Below are 15,107 nucleotides of genomic sequence, written 5' to 3' on the forward strand. Positions count from 1 at the left end.
GGTCGAACCGCCGGGAGGGGGCGCGGCGCTCCCGGCCCGGACTGGATGGGCAGGTCAGGGACGGATGCGCACCCACCGGGTCTGCACGGATGCGTGACCGGGCCGATGGCACACCACGCTGAGCCAGCCTGGAGGCAGGCCGGTGGCGGCGAAATGGCCGGTGTGGGCGATGCGTCTGGTGAGCGTCAGATGCGGGGTTCTTACATCGACGAGGGCGCCCTCTCCTGGATAGGGGAAAACATGTCCGGCGACGTCGATCAGACCGTCGCCGACCGTCACCTCCAGGTCGAAGGTGAGCCCGGCCGCGATGAAGCGCACCAGATGCGATCCATCGTCGTCTCGCACACTGCGGATCGCCGCGCACTCCGCGGGAGCGGCGGTCACCGCCCCCGGGATCCGGAGCCGGTAGGCGTCACGTGCGGCGGTGGACACGTGACCTGGGATCGGGTCGTTTCCGGCGGCCAGCCGGAGCGCCGCCAGGAAGTATTCGTCGTTGATCATTGCGCCGTCTCCTGTATCGAGATCAGAGTGCGCAGTTTTTCCAGGCAGCGGGCCTTGGTGGGGCCGATGCTGCCGAGAGGAATGCCGAGCCGCGATGCCACTTGCTGGTTTCCAAGGTCGATCGCGACCAGCCGGAGGAGTGTGCGGCACGGTTCGTTCAGGTCGGAGACCGTTCGCCAGAGCAGGCGCCGGTCGTCGGCCTCAAGGACGGCGGACGCCGGGTCGGGCTCGTCGACGATCTCCGAGCAGGAGACTCCTGGACGCTCCTTGCGCACGAGCAGAAGGGCTTCGCGGCGCACGGTCGTCAGGAGCCAGCCCGCCACTCGCGCGGGATCCCTGATGCTCTCAAGATGTTGCAGCAGCCGCAGCCAGGACCCCTGGACCGCGTCGGCCGCCTCGGCGTGACTCAGGCCGCACGCACGGGCCACGGCCCACATGCGTGGCCCGAACCTGAGCTCGAGCTCGTCCCAGGCGGATCGGTCGCCGTCGGCCGCTGCCACGAGCAGCTCCGCTGGATCACGTGGATCGCGCATGCGGCCTCCTCTCTCCCGGCACGGAAGGCGATCATGCCTCCTCGTGATTGCCTGGGGACTGTGCGTAAACTCTACAGACTCGCCGGGAAGACAACCCCCAGATCCGTAATTTGCCGGGCCTCCTCGGAGTCGAGGAGCCGGCGCGCCGCCTCCTTGGCCGGCTCGTTCCTGGCCGCGTCGGCGATGGTCCCCGCGACCAGGGCGGTGGCGAACGACGTGCCGCTCCACGTCGCGTATCCGGCGAAGTCGCCGTGGTCGGGGAAGCTGCTCGCCAGCCAGTCGCCGCGCGCGCAGGCGTCCACCCAGGTGCCGTAGCCCGAATAGGGCGCCCGGCGCTCCTCGGAGACGTCCAGGGCCGCCACGCCGACGGCGCACGGCAGCGCGGCCGGCCAAAAAGGCCGGTCGGAGGCGGTGTTGCCGGCGCAGGCCACCGTCACCGTGTCCGTCAGCCCGGCGATGGCGTCGCTCAGCAGGGGCGGCGGCCGGTCGTCGAAGGTGTGGCAGCCGAAGGACAGGTTGAGCACCGCAGGCGGCCGCTCGCGCATGCGGAAGAGGGCGCGCACCACGGTCGCCTCGTCGCCGGTGCCCTCGCCGTCGAGCACCCGGCGCACGCTCAGCGACACGCCCGGGGCGCGCCGCGCCAGAATTCCCGCGACGAACGTGCCGTGCCCGGTCTGCGAGCCGTCCAGGGCGTCGGCGTCCTGGGGATCCGTGTCGCCGTACCAGTCGGCGCCCGACCACCACGGGTGCTTGGCGATGCCGGTGTCGAGCACGCCGACGACCACGCCCGAGCGGGATCGGCCCGGTTTGAAGGCGATCGGCGGAGTGGGGAAAGGCCTGGACGCCGGACCGCCGAAGAACAGGGGCTGGCCGCGGAGCACGTGGTTGGGCGACGCTCGATGGCCCTGCTCGCGCAGCGCCATCGTGACCTCGCAGGGGTCGGCGCCGTCCGCCAGGTGGAGGACGCAGACGCCGTCGGCCTCGGAAACGGCCTGGGTCCAGCGGGACGCGGCCGACAGCGCCGTCCGGTCGGTCAGCACCTGACCCGGCCGGATGAGCGCCGCGCCGACAGATTGCATATCCATGAGCGGGTATGTTTCCCCGCTTCGCGAACTGTCACATGCCACTCCCGCACCAACTTGGTATGGCCCCCCTCTGGTGCCGGGTAGCGACCGACGGTAGTCTCTCCCTAGTCACTTGTGATCATCCCAGGACGAGGCCGTTGGGGAAGGCGCACCTCGTACCGAAACGGGAGGTCCGGTGTCTGCTCGTGGCGTCCTTTACGTCCACTCGGCTCAGCCCGCGCTGTGCCCTCACATCGAATGGGCAGTCGCGGGTGTCCTTGGCGTGCCCGTAGATCTGACGTGGACTCCGCAACCCGCCGCGCCCAACGTCGTGCGGGCGCAGGCGGAGTGGGAGGGCCGCGCGGGCATCGCGGCGGCCATCGCCTCGTCGCTGATGGGCTGGCAGCGCCTCAGGTTCGAGATCACCGAGGACGCCTCACCGGGCGTGGACGGCTCCCGGCATGCCTATACGCCGACGCTGGGCGCCTTCACCTCGGTGATCGGCGCCGCCGGGGACATCATGATCCCCGAAGACCGGCTCCGCACCGCGATGATGATGGCCGCCCAGGGGCGGTGTGTGCTGGAGGACGAGCTGGACAAGATGCTCGGCCGGCCCTGGGACGAGGAGCTGGAGCCGTTCAGGTACGCCGGCGACGGCGCGCCGGTCCGCTGGCTGCACGCTGCCGTCTGACCCCGCCCACGAGCCCGAACGCCGCCGTCCGACCCCGCCCACGAGCAGCGCCCCGCACCGCCACGGGTGGCGCGGGATCTCCAGGGAAGCGCCGACGAACACGAGAGGCCCCGCACCGGAACGCCGGTGCGGGGCCTCTCGTCACTGCTCAGAGCGGGATGTTGCCGTGCGCGCCCCTGGCCGGGGTGGCCTGGGCGAGCACCTTGGCGATCGCGCCGCGCGTCTCCTTGGGCTCGATCACCTCGTCGATGACGCCCAGCTCCTGAGCCCGCTCCAGCCCGCCGGCCAGCTTCTCGTGCTCCTCGGCCAGGCGTTGCTCCAGCTCGGCCCGCTGCTCCTCGGGCGCGGCCGCCAGCTCGCGCCGCTTGACGATGCGCACCGCGGCCACCGCGCCCATGACCGCGATCTCGGTGGTCGGCCAGGCGAACACCTTGGTCGCGCCCAGCGCGCGGGAGTTCATCGCGATGTACGCCCCGCCGTAGGCCTTGCGCGTGACCAGCGTGATCCGCGGCACCGACGCCTCGGCGAAGGCGTGCAGCAGCTTGGCGCCGCGCCGGACCACGCCGTCGTGCTCCTGCCCGACGCCCGGCAGATAACCGGGTACGTCCACGAGGACAACCAAAGGCACCCCGAAGGCGTCACACATACGTACGAAGCGAGCGGCTTTCTCGGCGGACGTGGCGTCGAGGCAGCCGCCGAGCCGCATCGGGTTGTTGGCGATCACACCGACCGTCCGGCCACCGAGGCGGCCCAGCGACGTCACGATGTTGGGCGCCCACTTGGGGTGCAGCTCGATGCCGGGCTCGTCGAGCAGGCCGTTCACCAGCGGCTTGACGTCGTATGCCCGGCGCGCGGACTCGGGCAGCAACGTGGAGAAGTCGACTTCGCCGATCTCACCCATGCGGACCCGGCCCTGGTGGCCGAGGAGAGTGGCGAGCCGGCGAGCCTTGACGTAGGCGTCGGTCTCGGTCTTGGTGACGATGTGCACGACGCCGCTGCGCTTGCTGTGCGGCTCGGGGCCGCCGAGGGCGGCGCTGTCGACTTCCTCGCCGGTGACGCTGCGGACCACGTCGGGGCCCGTGACGAAGATGCGGCCGGAGTCGGCCAGGATGACGAGGTCGGTGAGCGCGGGACCGTAGGCGGCGCCGCCGGCGGCGGGGCCGACGACCACGGAGATCTGCGGCACCACGCCGGACGCCTTGGTCATGGCGGCGAAGACCCGGCCGACGGCGTGCAGCGACTCGACGCCTTCGGCGAGTCGCGCACCACCGGAGTGCCAGATCCCGATGACCGGCACCCGCTCGCGGACCGCCACGTCATAGGCGTGCACGATGTGCTCGCAACCTTCGCTGCCCAGCGCGCCGCCCTGGAAACGGGCGTCACTGCAGAAGGCGATCACGGGCACGCCTTCGACACGGCCCGTGGCGGCCAGGACGCCGCTCTTGTCCTCAGGAGTGATCAGCCGCAGCGAGCCCTCGTCGAGCAGCGCGGTCAGGCGGACGACGGGGTCGCGGGGATCGGCCGGGTCCTGATCGGAGCCCGGCGTCACCACCCGGTTGTCGAGCACGGTCATTCAGACTCCCTTGAACACGACGGTCACGTTGTGGCCGCCGAAGCCGAACGAGTTGTTGACCGCGGCGATGTCGCCGTCCGGCAGGGCGCGGTTGGCGCCGTAGACGAGGTCCACGTCGATGCCGTCGTCAAGGTCGTGGATGTTGATGGTGGCCGGGACGATCCGGTCCTGCAGCGCCTTGATCGTGAAGACGGACTCGATGCCGCCGGCGCCGCCGAGCAGGTGCCCGGTCATGGACTTCGTGGAGGTCACCAGCGGGTGGTTGCCGATGGCCTTGGCCACGGCCCGCACCTCGCCGACGTCTCCCGCCGGGGTCGAGGTGGCGTGCGCGTTGACGTGCTTGACGTCGAGGCCGGTGAGCTCGGCGTCGTTCAGCGCCTGCGTCATCGCCATGATGAGGCCCCGGCCCTCGGGCTCGGGCTGGGTGATGTGGTGGGAGTCGGCGGAGTAGCCGACGCCCGCGGCCACGGCGTAGATCCGCGCGCCGCGCGCCTTGGCGTGCTCCTCGGACTCCAGGACCACGATGCCGGCGCCCTCGCCGAGCACGAACCCGTCACGGCCGCGGTCCCACGGCCTGGACGCGCCCTGCGGGTCGTCGTTGCGGGTCGACATGGCCCGCGCGGCGGCGAAGGCGGCGATGTTGAGCCCGTGGATGGCGGCCTCGGTGCCGCCGGCGATCACGACGTCGGCACGGCCCGCCCTGATCATGTCCATCGCGTAGCCGATCGCCTCGGCGCCCGACGCGCAGGCGGACACGGTGGCGTGCACGCCGGCCTGTGCGCCTCTGTCGAGGCCGATCCAGGCGGCCGGGCCGTTGGGCATGAGCATCGTGACCGTGTAGGGCGACAGCCGGTTCCAGCCGCGCTCCTTCCAGGTGTCGTACGCGCTGAGAGTCGTGGTGATGCCGCCGATGCCGCTGGAGACCACGACGCCGAGCCGCTCCGGCGCCACTTCGGGGGCGCCGGCGTCCTGCCATGCCTCTCTGGCGGCGACCATCGCGAACTGCTCGCTGCGGTCGAGGCGGCGAGCCTCGGGCCGTGGCAAGACCTCGGCCGGATCGACCGCCGCCGTGCCCGCGAACTTCACGGGGACGGCGTCGATCCAGTCCGTGGTCAAGGTCTTGACACCCGACTGACCGGCGAGGAGCGCCGACCAGGTCGAGGTGACGTCTCCACCGACGGGCGTCGTCGCGCCGAGCCCGGTGACGACGACACGTACCCGGTTCGCACTCACGTTTTAGCGCTCCTTACTGGTCAGGTTTCGGTGAGTCTCAGGCCTGGATGAAGGTGAGGACGTCCTTGACCGTCTTCAGGTTCTTGAGCTGGTCGTCGGGAATCTCGACGCCGAACTCGTCCTGGGCGGCCACGGCGATCTCGACCATGGACAGGGAGTCGATGTCGAGGTCGTCCACGAAGTTCTTCTCAGGGGTCACCTCAGAGGCCGAGATGCCGGTGATCTCGTTGATGATCTTGCCAAGGCCTTCGAGGATGTCCTGCTCGGTGGCAGCCATGTCGCTAGTTCTCCTTTGGTTTTTCTGGATTCTGTGCGGGGTGTGCCCGCACAAGCTTTCGGTCGTCAGGAAGTCTCAGGGAATCTCGATCACTTGGCCCGCGTAGGTCAGACCCGCGCCGAAGCCCAGCACGAGCGCGAGACCTCCCGAGCGCACCTCGCCGCGCTCCAGCATGCGCGAGAGCGCGAGCGGGATCGAGGCGGCCGAGGTGTTGCCCGCGTTGACGATGTCCTTGGCGACGACCGCTTGCTCGGCGCCCAGTTTACGGGCGATCGACTCGATGATGCGCAGGTTGGCCTGGTGGGGGACGAACGCGGCCAGCTCCGAGGGGTCGACGCCCGCGCGCCGGCACGCTTCGAGCGCGACCGGGGCCAGCGCGCTGGTCGTCCAGCGGAAGACCGTCTGGCCCTCCTGGTGCAGGAATTTGTCCCGGTCCCTGATGATGATCGCGTCGGACCTGTCGCCTGCGCTGCCCCACACCACGGGGCCGATGCCGGGCGTCTCCGACGGGCCCACGACGGCCGCGCCGGCACCGTCGGCGAAGATCACGGCGGTGGACCTGTCGGTCCAGTCGATCCACTGCGACAACTTCTCCGCGCCGATGACCAGCACGTTCCTGGCCGCGCCGCCGCGGACGGCAGCGTTGGCGGTGGCCAGGGCGTAGCAGAAGCCCGCGCAGGCGGCGTTCACGTCGAACGCGCCGGGCGCCCCGATGCCCAGGCGGTGCGCCACGGTGGCCGAGGCGTTGGGGATCTGGGTCTCCAGCGTGCAGGTGGCCACGATGACGAGGTCGACGTCATCGGGGGACAGGCCGCTCGCGGCCAGCGCCTTGCCGCCGGCGATGGTGGCCATGTCCTCGACGGACTCCTCGGGAGCCGCGATCCTGCGCTCCTTGATGCCGACGCGGGACTGGATCCACTCGTCGTTGGTGTCCATCGTCTTGGCCAGGTCGTCGTTGGTCACGACGTTGGCGGGCTGGTAGTGGCCGAGGGCTAGCACCCGGCCGGCGGGTGCGATATCGGGAATCCTCATTTGATCAGCTCCCTGGCCGCTTCGAGGTCGTCGGGGGTCTTCAGCGCCACGGTCCGCACGCCGCGCAGGCCGCGCCTGGCCAGCCCGGTCAGCGTGCCGCCGGGAAGCAGCTCGATCATCTCGGTGACGCCGAGCCCGGCCATGGTCTCCATGCAGGCGTCCCACCTGACGGGGTTGCTGATCTGCTTGACCAGCCGCTCCATGACCTCGGCGCCGGTGGCGACCGGCTGCCCGTCGGCGTTGGACAGCAGCGTGATCGCGGGATCGGCGGGCGTGACGGCGGCGGCGGCCTCGCGCAGGCTCCGCACGGCCGGCGCCATGTGGCTGGTGTGGAAGGCGCCTGCCACCTGCAGCGGGATGAGGCGGGCGCGGGCCGGCGCGTCGTCCTTGAACGCGGCGAGCTGCTCCATCGTGCCGCCCGCCACGATCTGGCCGGCGCCGTTGATGTTGGCCGGCGTCAGCCCGTGCCGCTCGATGGCGGCGAGCACCTCGGCCTCGTCGCCGCCGAGCACGGCGGTCATGCCCGTCTCGGCGGCCGCGGCCGCCTTGGCCATGGCCTGGGCCCGCTCGCGGACGAGGGTGAGCGCCTGCTCCGGGGTGAGCACCCCGGCCAGGGCCGCGGCGGCGAACTCGCCGACGCTGTGGCCAGCCAGCAAGCCGGGGGCCGCGCCGAGGGCCTCGGCGGCGGCCAGCGCGGCGGCCACGAGCAGCGGCTGGGCGACGGCGGTGTCGCGGATCTCGTCGGCTCCCGCCGTGGTGCCGAAGGCGACCAGATCGAGCCCGGCCACCTCCGACCAAGAGCCGAGCCGGTCGGCCAGACCGGGCAGCTCTAGCCAGGGGGCCAGGAAGCCGGGAGTTTGGGCACCTTGGCCCGGAGCGACGAGTACAAGCACAAAACCCACCTTGCCCTGTAGAACTTCGACACGCGGATGGAGATCCGTACGAACTTTGTCCGGGGTGATTTGTAGGAATCCTACAGTGGGGATTTCGGTGCGGTTACATTAGGGCCCGCCACGTTACGGCGCTCTCGGACAACCTGCCGAGGATGAGCCCCACCTGGAGCGTGAAAGCGGAGCGGCCCTCGGTGGGCTGATATCCCGTCAGCTCCGTGATTTTCTTCAGCCGGTAGCGCACGGTGTTGGGGTGCACGAACAGTAGTCTGGCCGTCGCTTCCAGTGAGGTGCCCTGCTCCAGATACATCGCGAGCGTATCGAGCAGCGGGGTGCCCGCCAGCGGCAGGTAGACGTTCTCGATGAGCTGCTCCCTGGCGTCGCCGTCGCCGTCGAGCGCCCGCTCGGCCAGCAGATCCTCGGCGTGCACCGGCCGCGGGGCGTCCGGCCAGCCGCAGGAGGCCTTCAGCCCGGCCAGCGCCGCCCTGGCGGATCTGGCGGCGGTGTGCAGGTCGGGCACCTCGGGGCCGATGACGATGGGGCCCACCCCGAAGCGGGACACGACCTGTTTGGCGGCGTCGTTGACGCTCTCGGCGCCGCCCACGATCACGATCAGCCGGTCGGCCTGCACCCCGGCGAGCAGGTCCATGCCGATGCGCCGCCCCTTCTCCCGCAGGCCGTCGATGACCGCTCGCGGGTCGCCGTCGGGGGAGTGGCCGGCGATGACGACCACGGGGGAGGAGGTCCAGCCGAGGGCGGCGGCCCAGGAGTGCAGGCCGTCGTCCACCTCGCCGCGGACGAGGGCGTCCACGATCAGGGCTTCGAGCCTGGCGTCCCACGAGCCCCTGGCCTCGGCCTCGCGGGCGTAGACGTGGGCGGCGGCGAAGGCGACGTCGCGGGTGTAGCGGAGCATGGCCTGCTGGAGCTGGTCCTCACCGCCGGGCGAGGCCAGCTCGTGGGTCTGCGCCTCGACCACCTCGACCACGACCCTGACGATGTCGACGGTCTGCTGCAGGGAGATCGACCGCTTGAGCTCGCGCGGGGCCGTGCCGAAGAACTCGATGCTGGGCGTGGGCCGATCCTCGCCGGCGTGCTGGAACCACTCGACGAACGCGGCGATGCCGGCCTGGGCCACCAGCCCCACCCACGACCTGTCCTCGGCGCTGAGCGCGCGGAACCACGGCAACTGCTCGTCCATGCGCGCCATCGCCGCCGTGCCGAGCGAGCCCATGGCCCGCTCGAGCCTGCGAGTGGTGTCCTCCCGGGTCCGGTCTGTCACGCCTCTAGAGTGCCAGGTCCGCCCGGCCGACCGGAACGGCGGTCGTGCCCGGCTAGATCACCGCGACGGCCGTGATCAGGCCGATCGCCACGTGGGTGACCGCGAGAAGGCGCGCGCCGGGCTGCAGCTCCGACTCCTTGACCAGGTCGCGTACGGAGATGCCGACGATCCGGTCGAACACCAGCATCGCCACCGTCTGCACGACGATGCCGACCAGCCCGAAGACCGCCGTGCCCGCGAGCCCCTCGGCCAGCCGGCCGCCGGAGGACCAGATGGAGGCGGCCACGATGAGGCCGACGGCGGCCAGGGCGGAGGTGGCCAGCAGGGTGGCGTTCGGGTTGCGCTCGGTGCGGATGACCTCGCTGAGCTTGCCGGGCGTCGCCCAGTCGATGACGTAGAAGCCGATGATCATCAGGATGACGCCGACGGCGGCGTAGGCCGCGATGGCGCCGGAGCCGCGAGCGAGGGTTTCGAGCAGGGTCACGTCAATTCCAATCACGCATGACGGGGGGTGGGCGGAGGATCAGGTGGCTATCCGGTGGGGGACGAAGGAGGAGGTGTCGTCGGTGATGAGGCCGGTCGTCTCCCTGATACCCAGCCCCGCGGCCTCGTCGGCCACCACCCAGGCGCCGAGCACCGGCCGCTGCCCCTCGAACACCGGCAGGGCCTCGAAGCCCTGGAAAACGTACCCCTCCCGGCCGTAGCTTCCGGGCGTCTCCTGCGTGCCCTCCGGGGTGACGATGCGCATCGAGGCGCCCTCCCGGCCGAGCAGCGGCTTGGCGATGTAGGAGGTCAGCTCGCGCGGGCCGTCGAGGTAGGCGGGCAGCAGGCTGGGATGGCCAGGATGGAGCTCCCACAGGACGGCGAGCAGCGCCTTGTTGGACAGCAGGGTCTTCCACAGCGGCTCGATCCAGGTGGCGTGGCGGACGGCGTCGCGCCCGAAGGCGTCGGCCAGCATCCACTCCCACGGGTAGAGCTTGAAGGCCGAGCGGATCATCCGCTCCTCGACGTCGACGAAGCACCGGTTGAGCGCGTCCCAGCCGACGTCCTCCATGGCGACGGCGACGGTCTGCAGGCCCGCCTGCTCGGCGGTGTCCTGGAGGTAGGCCACGGTCATGGCCTCCTCGCCCGTCTCGTCCATGTTCGTGAACGCGAAATGCGTGGGCCCCGGCGGCAGCCGCATCGCGCGCCAGCGGTCGATGAGGCGCTCGTGCAGGGAGTTCCACTGGTCGCCGCCCGGGAAGACGTCCTGCAGCCAGAACCACTGCACGACCGACGACTCCACCAGCGCGGTGGGGGTGTCGGCGTTGTACTCCAGCATCTTGGCCGGCCCCGTGCCGTCGTAGCGCAGGTCGAAGCGGCCGTACAGGTAGGGGTCGCGGCGTTCCCACGAGCGCGCCACCTCCGCCCACGCCCACTCGGGGATGGCGAAGTCGGCGAAGCGCCCGCTGGAGACCACGTGCTCGACGGCGCCCAGGCACATGCGGTGGAGCTCCTCGACCTGCTCCTCCAGCGACTCGACCTCGTCCATCGACAGGACGTAGTGGACGGACTCGTCCCAGTAGGGCCTGCTCAGGCCCTCGGGATGGGCGGTCCGGTGGTAGGCCAGGCCCTGGCTCTCGATCGTCTTCTCCCAGCCGGCCCTGGGCGGCCCGTGCTCACGGCGCATCGGTCAGCTCCCGCCGCCGCCGTAGCTTCGGCCGAACCCGCCGCGCTGGATGCTCTTGCCGGCGCGGCTGGTGATGTTGACGTCGGAGGGGCGCAGGGTGGTGCCGCTGCGGATGCGGTTGCCGACCCTGGTGCCGCCGTAGTACCAGAGATAGGCGCCGCGCGAGCCGGCGTAGTAGTGCGGCGAGCCGTCATCGTCGCAGTTGTCGTCGTCGACGACCTCGTAGGTGCCGTCCGCCAGCTGGACGACGCAGTCGGCGGTGACGTCGTCGTCATCGTCCGCCTGCGCGATCGCCGTGATCCCGACCACCATCACCGCCACGACGCCGAGGATGGTCAGCGGCACGGCCTTGGAGGACTTGCGGGGTTGGTGCGGCGGCTTCTGCGGGTCATCGGGCGGTGATGCCATCTAGCTCCTGCTTTCCTGGGCCGAACAGCCTATCGGTGGCGCTCATGCCCGTTCAATCGGGTACCGGCACATCGTTCTCCTTCACCTGGGTGACAATCAATGCATGGATCCGGTTACGGCCCTGCGCGAGATCGCCTTCCTGCTGGAGCGGGCAGGGGAGCCCACCTACCGCGTGCGCGCCTTCCGCCGCGCCGCCGGTGTCGTCGGCGACCTGCCCAGGGATGAGCTCGTGCGGGTGGCCGGCGCCGGTGGGCTGGGCGATCTGCCCGGCATCGGTAAGGTCACCGCACTAGTGGTCAACGAAGCGCTCGCCGGCCAGGTTCCTACATATTTGCGAAGAATGCGGGCCACCGAAGGGGTCGAGCTCGACGCGGAGGCGGCCGCCCTGCGCGCGGCGCTGAAAGGCGACCTGCACAGCCATTCGGACTGGTCGGACGGCGGCTCCCCGATCGAGGAGATGGCCGAGGCGGCGCTCGGGCTCGGGCACGAATACTGGGCGCTGACCGACCACTCGCCGCGCCTGACCGTCGCCAAGGGGCTGCCGGCGGAGCGGCTGGAGCGGCAGCTCGACGTGGTGGCCAAGCTGAACGAGCGGCTGGCGCCGTTCCGGATCCTGACCGGCATCGAGGTGGACATCAACCTCGACGGCTCGCTCGACCAGCGGCCGGAGCTCCTGGAGCGGCTCGACGTGGTGGTCGCCAGCGTGCACTCCAAGCTGCGCATGGGCTCGGCCGACATGACGCGGCGCATGGTCACCGCGGTCGCCGACCCGCTCGTGGACACGGCTGGTCCTAAAGCACCACGGGGAAAACTGGAACGATGTCGATCCTGGCTTTCCCCCTGCCCGGCGAGGTGACTTCGATCCGAGTGATCAGCTTGGAGAGCAAGACGCGCCGGGCTGCCGCCGGCAAGGTGTGCCACTCGGAGATCAGACCCTCGACGACCGTGACGGGCATGACCTCCTCCATCTCCGCCTGCTCTTCCTTCAGGGCCTCCAGCCGCATGCCCAGCTCCGTCTGCTCGCCGAGCAACTGGTCGCGCGCGGCGACATAGGCCGCCTCAGGCGTGAGCCCCTTTGCCTTATCGACCGTGAGCTGTGTCAACGCCTTGTCGATCATCGCGCTCTCCTTGACCAGCTGCTCCCGATCTCTTGTGCGATCCGTCCGCTTCTGCGACTGGACGATGAGCATCGCGGCCCGCCTCTCCAGCTCGGGCGCCGCCTCGCGTTCGAGCCACTCCAGTACGGCCGCCTCGACCGTGGCTCGCTTCACCCATGTGCCCTGGCACCCCCGAGACGTCGCCCAGGTTCTGCACACGTAGAGGTATCCCGGCGTGGCTGGCTCGCCCTGGTTGACGACGTGAGGCCTGGCATTGAGCCGCCCCTGGCAGCGGCCACAGATGGGCAGCCCACTCAGCGGATAGACCGGGGTTTCGGTGCGGGGCGCAAGGCGTGAGCGTGCCTTGCGCTGACGGAGGTAGGTGGCCCACTCATCCGACTCGATCACCGGTTCATGTGCGCCGGGCAGAGATGTCTTTCTTCTGCAGTCCGACGGTGACCTGCAGGTGCACGTCCCGTCGTGAACCTGCAGGAAGCCAGCACCGAACCCAGCGTCGAGATAGCGGCGCAGCTTTTTCGAGCTCCATGGCTTGCCTGCGGTAGTGACCGCGCCCTGCCTGTTGGCCCACTCGGCGAGCAGCTCGAATGAGCGGCCGGAGTTGTACTGGAGGTACATCTGGCGCAAGATCGGAGCCGTTTCCGGGTCGGGCACATAGCCCGTCTCACAGGCGCCAACCTCGCAGCCTTGCGGGCATGCCGCGGCGGCCCGCGTAGCGCGGTGGTACTGATAGCCGAACTTGGACTGCCCGTGGTGGGGTAGACCGTTGGCGCGGCGGTGGGCGTGCGTCTCTCGCCATCCCTCGCCGATCCGGTCGGACTCGAACGCGGCCAACTCGGTGAGCATGCCGCGTGTGAACTTGCCGATCGCCGTGGTGGCGTCCACTTCCTCGGTGGCGGATTCGAGTCGGCCGCCGACCGACTCGACGCGATCCAAGTTCGTGGCGTTGCCCAATCGGGACCGGCCGAAGCGGGAGAACTTCCAGACGACGATCACGGAGACGCCCGCATTCTCCACGCGTTCGATCGCCTGCTGAATGCCTTTGCGGGCGAAGTTTCGGCCGGTGGCATCGAGGTCCGGAATGACCTCATCGAGGTGATATTTCTTGCGGGCGCAATAGTCCTCGATGGCGGCCGTCTGCAGTTCGGGAGAGATCATCTCCTCGCGAGCCATGCTCACCCGGACGTATCCGATGACGGCGGGGGCGTTGAGGGGGTGCGCCCATTTGCAGGTGGGACAGGCGGACAGTGCCATCACTGGCGCCCACTCACGTCAGCGTGGTCGCGAGCGCGCGCTACGGCGCGCTTGGTGAGGCTCGCCATCCGTTCTTGCTCGCGGGCGAGCTCGCGAATGAGTACGGCCATGCGGACGGTCGACTCGGCCAACTCCGCCTCAATCGTAGGTGGGATCTCTTTCTCTCCGACTGGGCCCCGGAGCACCTCTTGGACGTGCCGGAAGAGCTCATCGTGGGAGTCTGCCGGCGAGGCTGCCTGCGCAAGGTCGGCCTCTCGGAGGACGACAAACCAGTGGCTGCCGTCCGGGCTTTCGAGGTTCTCCGCATCGTTGAGCGCTCCAGCCAGATAGGCCACATCGCCGTCGATGTTCGGGGCCAGCAGGAAGCGCCCGGCTGGCACGCGAAAGATGCGCGACAGCGCCAGGAGTTCGTTCGCGTCGAATCGCTTGACCCTGCCGCTCTCCCATGACCTCTCGGCGGCGCTCACCATCGCGGCAGACCAGGGCCGGTTGGTGAACATCGTGAGTCGCCACGCGAGGAAGATCTGTGACCATCCGCGCTCTCGCCGCAGCACCTGGAGGTTGTAAGCCACCACCTGGTTTGCGGAGAACGTCTTAGCACCCGTGACCAACGGCCCGAAGTCCTCGTCGGCGGGCGGTTCTCCCTCGGGGAGCTTCTCTGGAGCGACGTATAGGGGCCCTGGACTATGAGGCCCATCCTCGCCTCTCAATTCGTACGGCATGGGCGCCACTGTAGTCTCTGGGTCCACAGTCGGTCTACGTCCACACAGAGAGAGCGGCGCACATTCCGCTCTGGTGTTGAACGAGGGGCCACAGGCGCACTAGTCTGCTTGTGTGAAGACCGACTCTGCATCGATGTTGAGTGGTGAATCGGGGCTGAGATCCACCCGCAAGGCACGTGGCATGGGACTTCGCCAGGCGGCTGGACTCGCAGAGATCGACCCAGCGCACCTCTCGAAGGTTGAGCGGGGCGAAAAGGGGCTCAGTCTCCCGGCACTGCGCCGACTGGCCGTCGTACTGGAGATGGGCGAACTCGTTTCCCAGCTCGACCAGGTCTTGGAGGCGAGTGCGTGACTACTCGCGCCGATGCCATCACTGAAGCCGCGCGCATCCTCGCCGAAGCTCGTGCACGTCGCGACGCCCTGCCTGCCCGTCAGGCCGCCATCGAGGCGCACGTGCCGGGTGGCCCCAGCGTCGAGGAGCTGACTCAGCTCATTCAGCAGCAGCGCCATCGTGCGCGCATGAAGGCGACCGCCACGGCCGCCTGACCCCCGGAAGGACACCAGCACCACGAATCCCAGGGGTACGCGCTGTGTGCGTACCCCATGCACCACGAGGGGGACAGTTGTTGGAAGAGGACGACGCTTGGACGCGGCGGCGGCGTGAGGCCGCCGCTAGGCTGCCGCGGCTGTGGTGCGGTTGTAGGGATCCCCTCGAACACGAGTGCGCCGATGCGCCGCTCATGGTCATCGAGGGCATCCCGCTGCAGAGCTGGCGGGCCGCGCGCGACCATCTGGCCCGCGAGGGTTACCAGGCGGCGCTGCCCGCCAGAGTCCGTCTGCTTCTCGGCGAAAGCGAGGCAGTCTGA

At 69.8% G+C, this 15,107-nt stretch carries 19 protein-coding genes; 5 read left to right on the plus strand and 14 right to left on the minus strand.

Going from position 1 to position 15,107, the window contains the following annotated elements; genetic code table 11:
• Nucleotides 1-54: 54 nt before the first annotated feature.
• The 3 genes from ACWD0F_RS19470 to ACWD0F_RS19480 form a co-directional block, all read right to left on the minus strand.
• Nucleotides 55-501 carry a hypothetical protein gene (locus ACWD0F_RS19470; RefSeq protein WP_449877235.1) on the minus strand — a complete coding sequence of 149 codons (447 nt, stop codon included), beginning with the start codon at nucleotides 499-501 and terminating at the stop codon, nucleotides 55-57.
• Entirely contained in the window at nucleotides 498-1,034 is a 537-nt protein-coding gene (locus ACWD0F_RS19475; protein WP_449877237.1) for an RNA polymerase sigma factor, read from the minus strand. Before ACWD0F_RS19475 ends, ACWD0F_RS19470 begins: the two co-directional genes overlap by 4 nt.
• Nucleotides 1,035-1,105: 71 nt before the next feature.
• Nucleotides 1,106-2,119 carry a S8 family peptidase gene (locus tag ACWD0F_RS19480; protein ID WP_449877239.1) on the minus strand — a complete coding sequence of 338 codons (1,014 nt, stop codon included), beginning with the start codon at nucleotides 2,117-2,119 and terminating at the stop codon, nucleotides 1,106-1,108.
• 175 nt (nucleotides 2,120-2,294) lie between these two features.
• Between ACWD0F_RS19480 and ACWD0F_RS19485 the strand changes: the two genes are divergently transcribed.
• Nucleotides 2,295-2,789 carry a DUF3145 domain-containing protein gene (locus ACWD0F_RS19485; RefSeq protein ID WP_449877241.1) on the plus strand — a complete coding sequence of 165 codons (495 nt, stop codon included), beginning with the start codon at nucleotides 2,295-2,297 and terminating at the stop codon, nucleotides 2,787-2,789.
• A 148-nt stretch (nucleotides 2,790-2,937) separates the two neighbouring features.
• Here the strand turns inward: ACWD0F_RS19485 and ACWD0F_RS19490 are convergent, their stop codons facing one another.
• The 9 genes from ACWD0F_RS19490 to ACWD0F_RS19530 form a co-directional block, all read right to left on the minus strand.
• A complete protein-coding gene (locus ACWD0F_RS19490; protein ID WP_449877243.1) occupies nucleotides 2,938-4,362 on the minus strand; it encodes an acyl-CoA carboxylase subunit beta in 1,425 nt (474 codons plus the stop codon).
• Nucleotides 4,363-5,595 carry a beta-ketoacyl-[acyl-carrier-protein] synthase family protein gene (locus ACWD0F_RS19495; protein WP_449877245.1) on the minus strand — a complete coding sequence of 411 codons (1,233 nt, stop codon included), beginning with the start codon at nucleotides 5,593-5,595 and terminating at the stop codon, nucleotides 4,363-4,365.
• Between the two features lie 37 nt (nucleotides 5,596-5,632).
• A complete protein-coding gene (locus ACWD0F_RS19500) occupies nucleotides 5,633-5,872 on the minus strand; it encodes an acyl carrier protein (RefSeq protein ID WP_449877247.1) in 240 nt (79 codons plus the stop codon).
• Between the two features lie 75 nt (nucleotides 5,873-5,947).
• Complete coding sequence (locus ACWD0F_RS19505) at nucleotides 5,948-6,904, minus strand: beta-ketoacyl-ACP synthase III (protein ID WP_449877249.1); 957 nt, start codon at nucleotides 6,902-6,904, stop codon at nucleotides 5,948-5,950.
• Nucleotides 6,901-7,797: an ACP S-malonyltransferase gene (locus ACWD0F_RS19510; protein ID WP_449877250.1), complete on the minus strand. Its 897-nt coding sequence runs from the start codon at nucleotides 7,795-7,797 to the stop codon at nucleotides 6,901-6,903. The genes ACWD0F_RS19505 and ACWD0F_RS19510 overlap by 4 nt, the downstream gene beginning before the upstream one ends.
• A gap of 103 nt (nucleotides 7,798-7,900) precedes the next feature.
• The gene (locus ACWD0F_RS19515; RefSeq protein WP_449877355.1) at nucleotides 7,901-9,025 is read right to left on the minus strand and encodes a PucR family transcriptional regulator; all 1,125 of its coding nucleotides are present in this window, start codon (nucleotides 9,023-9,025) and stop codon (nucleotides 7,901-7,903) included.
• 100 nt (nucleotides 9,026-9,125) lie between these two features.
• Nucleotides 9,126-9,557 carry a DUF350 domain-containing protein gene (locus ACWD0F_RS19520; protein ID WP_449877252.1) on the minus strand — a complete coding sequence of 144 codons (432 nt, stop codon included), beginning with the start codon at nucleotides 9,555-9,557 and terminating at the stop codon, nucleotides 9,126-9,128.
• 39 nt (nucleotides 9,558-9,596) lie between these two features.
• Nucleotides 9,597-10,742 carry a glutathionylspermidine synthase family protein gene (locus ACWD0F_RS19525; RefSeq protein WP_449877254.1) on the minus strand — a complete coding sequence of 382 codons (1,146 nt, stop codon included), beginning with the start codon at nucleotides 10,740-10,742 and terminating at the stop codon, nucleotides 9,597-9,599.
• A 3-nt stretch (nucleotides 10,743-10,745) separates the two neighbouring features.
• On the minus strand, nucleotides 10,746-11,150 hold the full coding sequence (locus tag ACWD0F_RS19530) for a hypothetical protein (RefSeq protein WP_449877256.1): 405 nt from the start codon (nucleotides 11,148-11,150) through the stop codon (nucleotides 10,746-10,748).
• A gap of 103 nt (nucleotides 11,151-11,253) precedes the next feature.
• Here ACWD0F_RS19530 and ACWD0F_RS19535 point away from each other — a divergent pair, with 103 nt between their 5' ends.
• Nucleotides 11,254-12,006 (plus strand): PHP domain-containing protein, encoded by a 753-nt coding sequence (locus tag ACWD0F_RS19535; protein WP_449877258.1) that lies wholly within the window; start codon nucleotides 11,254-11,256, stop codon nucleotides 12,004-12,006.
• On the opposite strand, the gene ACWD0F_RS19540 is transcribed toward ACWD0F_RS19535, so the two are convergent.
• Complete coding sequence (locus ACWD0F_RS19540) at nucleotides 11,942-13,519, minus strand: recombinase family protein (RefSeq protein ID WP_449877260.1); 1,578 nt, start codon at nucleotides 13,517-13,519, stop codon at nucleotides 11,942-11,944. The genes ACWD0F_RS19535 and ACWD0F_RS19540 overlap by 65 nt on opposite strands.
• Complete coding sequence (locus ACWD0F_RS19545; RefSeq protein ID WP_449877262.1) at nucleotides 13,519-14,241, minus strand: hypothetical protein; 723 nt, start codon at nucleotides 14,239-14,241, stop codon at nucleotides 13,519-13,521. Before ACWD0F_RS19545 ends, ACWD0F_RS19540 begins: the two co-directional genes overlap by 1 nt.
• 112 nt (nucleotides 14,242-14,353) lie before the next feature.
• On the opposite strand from ACWD0F_RS19545, the gene ACWD0F_RS19550 reads away from it, so the two are divergent.
• From ACWD0F_RS19550 to ACWD0F_RS19560, 3 genes are all read left to right on the plus strand, one after another.
• Nucleotides 14,354-14,593 (plus strand): helix-turn-helix domain-containing protein, encoded by a 240-nt coding sequence (locus ACWD0F_RS19550; protein WP_449877264.1) that lies wholly within the window; start codon nucleotides 14,354-14,356, stop codon nucleotides 14,591-14,593.
• Nucleotides 14,590-14,787, plus strand: a complete 198-nt coding sequence (locus tag ACWD0F_RS19555) for a hypothetical protein (RefSeq protein WP_449877266.1) — start codon at nucleotides 14,590-14,592, stop codon at nucleotides 14,785-14,787. The genes ACWD0F_RS19550 and ACWD0F_RS19555 overlap by 4 nt, the downstream gene beginning before the upstream one ends.
• Nucleotides 14,788-14,981: 194 nt before the next feature.
• Nucleotides 14,982-15,107: a hypothetical protein gene (locus ACWD0F_RS19560; RefSeq protein WP_449877268.1), complete on the plus strand. Its 126-nt coding sequence runs from the start codon at nucleotides 14,982-14,984 to the stop codon at nucleotides 15,105-15,107.

It is taken from the genome of Nonomuraea sp. NPDC002799 (assembly GCF_053592075.1).

Coding starts and splice junctions, on each gene's coding strand:
- ACWD0F_RS19470 (WP_449877235.1), bottom strand. CDS start 501: ATGATCAACGACGAATACTTCCTGGCGGCGCTCCGGCTGGCCGCCGGA.
- ACWD0F_RS19475 (WP_449877237.1), bottom strand. CDS start 1,034: ATGCGCGATCCACGTGATCCAGCGGAGCTGCTCGTGGCAGCGGCCGAC.
- ACWD0F_RS19480 (WP_449877239.1), bottom strand. CDS start 2,119: ATGGATATGCAATCTGTCGGCGCGGCGCTCATCCGGCCGGGTCAGGTG.
- ACWD0F_RS19490 (WP_449877243.1), bottom strand. CDS start 4,362: ATGACCGTGCTCGACAACCGGGTGGTGACGCCGGGCTCCGATCAGGAC.
- ACWD0F_RS19500 (WP_449877247.1), bottom strand. CDS start 5,872: ATGGCTGCCACCGAGCAGGACATCCTCGAAGGCCTTGGCAAGATCATC.
- ACWD0F_RS19505 (WP_449877249.1), bottom strand. CDS start 6,904: ATGAGGATTCCCGATATCGCACCCGCCGGCCGGGTGCTAGCCCTCGGC.
- ACWD0F_RS19515 (WP_449877355.1), bottom strand. CDS start 9,025: ATGGGCTCGCTCGGCACGGCGGCGATGGCGCGCATGGACGAGCAGTTG.
- ACWD0F_RS19525 (WP_449877254.1), bottom strand. CDS start 10,742: ATGCGCCGTGAGCACGGGCCGCCCAGGGCCGGCTGGGAGAAGACGATC.
- ACWD0F_RS19530 (WP_449877256.1), bottom strand. CDS start 11,150: ATGGCATCACCGCCCGATGACCCGCAGAAGCCGCCGCACCAACCCCGC.
- ACWD0F_RS19535 (WP_449877258.1), top strand. CDS start 11,254: ATGGATCCGGTTACGGCCCTGCGCGAGATCGCCTTCCTGCTGGAGCGG.
- ACWD0F_RS19540 (WP_449877260.1), bottom strand. CDS start 13,519: ATGGCACTGTCCGCCTGTCCCACCTGCAAATGGGCGCACCCCCTCAAC.
- ACWD0F_RS19545 (WP_449877262.1), bottom strand. CDS start 14,241: ATGCCGTACGAATTGAGAGGCGAGGATGGGCCTCATAGTCCAGGGCCC.
- ACWD0F_RS19560 (WP_449877268.1), top strand. CDS start 14,982: ATGGTCATCGAGGGCATCCCGCTGCAGAGCTGGCGGGCCGCGCGCGAC.